The organism is Variovorax sp. 20P10.2.4, from assembly GCF_058244205.1.
Genome location: NZ_JBZAYE010000494.1, coordinates 1 through 5,610, shown reverse-complemented (window position 1 = coordinate 5,610; position 5,610 = coordinate 1). Strand labels below are relative to the sequence as shown.

General features: G+C 70.9%; 3 protein-coding genes and 1 pseudogene. All 4 read left to right on the top strand.

Annotated elements, in window-relative coordinates; all coding sequences use genetic code 11:
- Positions 1 to 512 (top strand): annotated as a pseudogene (locus tag AC27VN_RS31125) (alpha-amylase); the annotation flags it as partial.
- 30 nt (positions 513 to 542) lie between these two features.
- Positions 543 to 1,403, top strand: a complete 861-nt coding sequence (locus AC27VN_RS31120) for a mechanosensitive ion channel family protein (RefSeq protein WP_490879055.1) — start codon at positions 543 to 545, stop codon at positions 1,401 to 1,403.
- 70 nt (positions 1,404 to 1,473) lie between these two features.
- On the top strand, positions 1,474 to 3,618 hold the full coding sequence (glgX, locus tag AC27VN_RS31115; protein WP_490879054.1) for a glycogen debranching protein GlgX: 2,145 nt from the start codon (positions 1,474 to 1,476) through the stop codon (positions 3,616 to 3,618).
- Positions 3,615 to 5,489: a malto-oligosyltrehalose trehalohydrolase gene (gene treZ / locus AC27VN_RS31110; protein ID WP_490879053.1), complete on the top strand. Its 1,875-nt coding sequence runs from the start codon at positions 3,615 to 3,617 to the stop codon at positions 5,487 to 5,489. The genes glgX and treZ overlap by 4 nt, the downstream gene beginning before the upstream one ends.
- The last annotated feature ends 121 nt before the right edge of the window (positions 5,490 to 5,610 follow it).

The following is a 5,610-nucleotide window of genomic DNA, read 5'->3' as shown; positions in this document are numbered from 1 at the left end:
CGCTGCACGCGGCGGTGGCCGCCAGCGTGCCCGCGCAGGGCGGCGGCCTCAAGACCCGCTACCACGGCGACTACCACCTGGGCCAGGTGCTGGTGAGCGGCAACGACTTCGTGATCATCGACTTCGAGGGCGAGCCCGCGCGCGACTTCGAGGAGCGCCGCGCCAAGGCCTCGCCGCTGCGCGACGTGGCGGGCATGCTGCGTTCGTTCAACTACGCGCGCTGGACCGCGCTGCGGCGCGTGGCGCAGAACGCCGAGGAGGCGGCGCGCCTCGATGCCGCGGTGCGCGACTGGGAGCGCGTGACCCGCGACGCCTTCCTCTCGGCCTACACCGGCACGCTGGCCGGCGCGGCCGAGGCGGTGCCGGCCGATGCCGGGCTGCTGCGCCTGTTCGAGATCGAGAAGGCGCTCTACGAGCTGCGCTACGAGCTCAACAACCGCAACGACTGGGTCGAGGTGCCGCTGCACGGCCTGCTCGCCCTCGTTGCGCCGAACCATTCCACCGCGCGCTGACGCGACGGTCCACAGAAGGAGGAACTCATCATGGACAACTTCGGCTTCCACCTGGAACCCCTGCGCGCGATCCTCTACCAGATCGGCGCCTACCTGCCGCGGCTGCTGGTCGCGCTGGTGGTCGTGTTCGCGGGCTGGCTGATCGCCAAGGTGGTGCGCTTCGCGGTCATCAAGGCGCTGCGCGCGTTCAACTTCAACGTGCTGACCGAGCGCTCGGGGCTGGACAACTTCTGGCGCCAGGGCGGGCTCACGAGCGACACCTCGGCCATCATCGGCGTGCTGTTCTACTGGCTCGTGATCCTGGCCGCGCTGCTGATCGCCTTCAACGGGCTGGGGCTGAGCTACATCGCCGACCTGCTGGGGCGCGCGGTCTGGTTCGTGCCCAACATCTTCATCGCGCTGCTGGTGCTGGCCTTCGGCGCCTACTTCGCGCGCTTCGTCGGCGGCGCCGTGCAGACCTACTGCCGCAACGCCGGCATGCAGGACGGCCAGCTGCTGGGCAAGGCCGCGCAGTACGCGGTGATGGTGTTCGTGGTGCTGATCGCGCTCGACCAGGTGAAGGTGGGCGGCGACATCGTGCGCGAGACCTTCCTCGTGATGCTCGCCGGCATCGTTCTTGCTCTTGCACTGGCCTTCGGCCTCGCGGGCAAGGACTGGGCCGCCGAGCGCATCGAGCACTGGTGGCCGCGCGAACGCCCGCGCGGTTCTGGCGTGCCGGCGCGCACGCCGGTGACGCCGACTGCGCCGGTCGCGCCAGTCACACCGACAACGCCTGCCGCCACCGGCACCGAAAGCGCCCCGGCACCCGCCGTGCGCCAGCCCGTGGCACCACGCAGCGACCACGCGCCGGGCCCGTACGACAGCGGCGAGCGCTGGCCGCCACCGCGCTGAACGCGGCCATCGGTACTTCGACCTTTTTCGTGTTTCCCGACCCCGACCGATTCCTCGCATTGACCCATTCATGAAGAAGGCCACCTACAGCCCCATCTCCGCCGTCTGGCCCGGCGAGCCCTATCCGCGCGGCGCGACCTGGGACGGCCAGGGCGTGAACTTCGCGCTGTTCACGCAGCATGCGCACAAGGTCGAGCTGTGCCTGTTCGACGAGAGCGGCCGGCGCGAGCTGCAGCGCATCGAGCTGCGCGACCGCACCGACGACGTGTGGCACTGCTACCTGCCCGAGGCGCGCCCCGGCCTGGCCTACGGCTACCGCGTGCACGGCCCCTACAAGCCCGAGGAGGGCCACCGCTTCAATCCGCACAAGCTGCTGGTCGACCCCTATGCCAAGGACCTCGTGGGTTCGCTGCGCTGGGGCGACGCGCTCTACGGCTACACCGTGGGCGGCCGGCGCGAGGACCTGTCCTTCGACCGCCGCGACAGCGCGCCGCTGATGCCCAAGAGCCGCGTGTTAGAGACCGCCTTCACCTGGGGCGAGGACCGCCGGCCGTCGATCCCCTGGCAGGACATGGTGATCTACGAGCTGCACGTGCGCGGCTTCACGATGCAGCATCCCGAGGTGCCGCCGCAGCTGCGCGGCACCTACGCGGGCCTGGGCTGCGCGCCGGTGATCGACCACCTGCGCCGCCTGGGCGTGACCACGGTCGAGCTGCTGCCGGTGCACGGCTTCCTCAATGACCGCCACCTGGCCGAGCGCGGCCTGCAGAACTACTGGGGCTACAACACGCTGACCTACTTCGCGCCCGAGATGCGCTACAGCGCCTCGGGCAAGGTGAAGGAGTTCAAGACCCTGGTCAAGACCCTGCACTCGGCCGGCATCGAGGTGATCCTCGACGTGGTCTACAACCACAGCTGCGAGGGCAACCAGCTCGGGCCCACGCTGTCGATGCGCGGCGTGGACAACGCCTCCTACTACATCCTCAACGGCGACCAGCGCCGCTACTACGACGACTTCACGGGCTGCGGCAACACCGTCAACCTCGAGCATCCGCGCGCGCTGCAGCTGGTGATGGACTCGCTGCGCTACTGGGTCGAGGAGATGCACGTGGACGGCTTCCGCTTCGACCTGGCCTCGGCGCTGGCGCGCGAGTCGGGCCGGGTCGAGAACCTCGGCGGCTTCTTCGACGCGATCCGCCAGGACCCGACCCTGAGCCGCGTGAAGCTGATCGCCGAACCCTGGGACCTGGGCCACGGTGGCTACCAGGTCGGCAACTTCCCGCTCGGCTGGGCCGAGTGGAACGACCGCTACCGCGACGGCATGCGCGGCTTCTGGAAGGGCGACGCGGGCGTCACCGGCGAGATGGCGCAGCGCCTCACGGGCTCGCAGGACCTCTATGGCTGGTCGGGCAAGCGGCCGTTCGCGAGCATCAACTTCGTGACCGCGCACGACGGCTTCAACCTCGAGGACCTGGTCTCCTACAACGACAAGCACAACGAGGCCAACGGCGAAGAGAACCGCGACGGCAGCAACCACAACGTGTCGTGGAACTGCGGCGCCGAGGGCCCGACCGACGATGCCGAGGTGAACGCGCTGCGCGCGCGGCAGAAGCGCAACCTGCTGGCCACCCTGCTGCTGTCGCAGGGCGTGCCGATGCTGCTGGCGGGCGACGAGCGCGGCCACAGCCAGAATGGCAACAACAACGCCTACTGCCAGGACAACGCGCTGAGCTGGATCGACTGGAGCGACACGCCCGAGCGCAGCGCGCTCACGCGCTTCGTGCAGCGCGCCATCGCGCTGCGGCGCCGGCACCCGGCATTCCGCCGCCGCAGCTTCTTCGAGGGCCGCGTGCCCGAGGGGCAGTCGGCCAAGGACATCTGCTGGCTGCGCCCCGACGGCGACGAGATGAGCTCCGAGGACTGGAACACCGACCACGTGCGCTGCCTCGCGGCGCTGGTCTCGGGCAGCGCCCTGCCCGACCGCGGGCCGCGCGGCGAGACACTGCGCGACGACGACTTCCTGCTGCTGCTCAACGCGCACCACGACGCGATCCCGTTCCAGCTGCCGCCGAGCGCGGCACCCTGGCGCGTGCTGCTCGACACCACGAAGGACGATGGCGCCGGCGAGGCGGGCAGGCTGGAGGGCGCCACCTATGCGCTGCCGAGCCGCTCGCTGGTGCTGCTGGGCCGAGAGAACACGGGAGCTTCCGAATGAACGATGCCATCTTCACGCAGCCGCGCATGCACGCGATGCCCTTCGGCGCCTTGCCGAATCCCGCCGGCGGTGTCGACTTCCGCTTCTGGGCGCCCGATGCACCGCAGGTGCAACTCGAGCTCGGCGCCGAGTCGCATGCGATGGCGCGCGATGCCGAGGGCTGGCACCGGCTGCGGCTCGCGCAGGCGCGCGTCGGCGACCGCTACCGCTTCCGCATGCCCGACGGGCTGCAGGTGCCCGACCCGGCCTCGCGCTTCAATCCCGACGACGTGCACGGCCCGAGCGAGGTGATCGATCCGGCCGCCTACGCCTGGCGCGACGGCGGCTGGCGCGGCCGGCCCTGGTCCGAGGCCGTGATCTACGAGCTGCACGTGGGTAGCTTCACGCCCGAGGGCACCTTCGACGCCACGCGCGCGCGGCTGCCCGAGCTCGCGGCGCTCGGCATCACGGCCATCGAGCTGATGCCGCTGGCGGACTTCCCGGGCCGGCGCGGCTGGGGCTACGACGGCGTGCTGCCCTTCGCGCCCGATGCCATCTACGGCCGGCCCGAGGCGCTCAAGGCGCTGATCGACGAGGCCCACGCGCTCGGCATGATGGTGCTGGTCGACGTGGTCTACAACCACTTCGGCCCCGAAGGCAACTACCTGCATGCCTGCTGCCCGCAGTTCTTCAACGACGCGCACCGCACGCCCTGGGGCGCCGCGATCAACTACGACGGGCCCGGCAGCGCGACCGTGCGCGACTTCTTCATCCACAACGCGCTCTACTGGGTCGAGGAGTTCCATGCCGATGGCCTGCGCATGGACGCGGTGCACGCGATCCGCGACGACTCGCCGGTGGGCATCGTGCAGGCCATCTGCGCTGCGCTGCGCGAAGGCCCGGGCCGCACGCGCGAAGTGCACGTGGTGCTCGAGGAAGACCGCAACCTCGCGCACCTGCTCGAGCGCGACGCGCAGGGCCGTCCGCGCATCGCCACCGCGCAATGGAACGACGACCTGCACCATGCGGCCCATGTGCTCTTGACCGGCGAGCGCGACGGCTACTACGCCGACTATGCGCAGCAACCGCTCGAGCTGTTCGCGCGCGCGCTGGCCGAGGGCTTCGTCTACCAGGGCCAGGCCTCGGTGTTCCGCGAGGGCGAGACGCGCGGCGAGCCGAGCGCCAACCTGCCCTCGGGCGCTTTCGTGTCCTACCTGCAGACGCACGACCAGGTCGGCAACCGCGCCTTCGGCGAACGCATCGACGCGCTGGCCGACCCGGTGCTGGTGCGCGCCGCGCGCGCCTGCCTGCTGCTGTCGCCGCACACGCCGATGCTGTTCATGGGCGAGGAGTACGCGGCCGCCACGCCCTTCCCCTACTTCTGCGACTTCGGGCCCGAGCTCGCGGCCGCGGTGTCGCAGGGCCGGCGCGACGAGTTCGGCCGCTTCGCCGCCTTCGCCGACGAGGCCGCGCGCGCGGCCATCCCCGACTGCAACGCACCCGAGAGCTTCGCGCTCGCCAAGCTCGACTGGAGCGAGCGCGAGCGCTCGCCGCACCGCGAGAACCTCGAGGGCGTGCGGCAGCTGCTGCAGCTGCGCCGCGAGCGGCTGGTGCCGCACTTCGGCGGCCGCCAGCACGGCGGCGACTACGACGTCGAGGACGACCTTCTGCGCGTGCGCTGGACGCTGTCGGACGGCGCGGTGCTGCACCTGCTGGCCTGCTTCGGCGAGCATCAACATGCGGTCGACGCGCCACCGGGCGAGACGCTGCATTCGGTCGGCGCGCTCGGCGAGGCGGTGGATGCCGCGAGCGCACCCGACGAACATCCGCAACGGCTGCGCCTCGCGCGCGGCGCGGTGCATCTGAGCCTGCAGGTGTCCGATGTCGAGTGAATCCCGCGAGCACTCCACGATCGAGGCGCTGTGCGCGCGCTTCGGCATCGACACCCGCTACCACGACGTCTTCGGCCACGAGCACCAGGCGCCGCGCGCCACCCTGCGCGCGCTGTTGTCG

Bases quoted from the DNA above. Each gene is read 5' to 3' on its own strand.
- treZ (WP_490879053.1), top strand. From the start codon at position 3,615: ATGAACGATGCCATCTTCACGCAGCCGCGCATGCACGCGATGCCCTTC.
- AC27VN_RS31120 (WP_490879055.1), top strand. From the start codon at position 543: ATGGACAACTTCGGCTTCCACCTGGAACCCCTGCGCGCGATCCTCTAC.
- glgX (WP_490879054.1), top strand. From the start codon at position 1,474: ATGAAGAAGGCCACCTACAGCCCCATCTCCGCCGTCTGGCCCGGCGAG.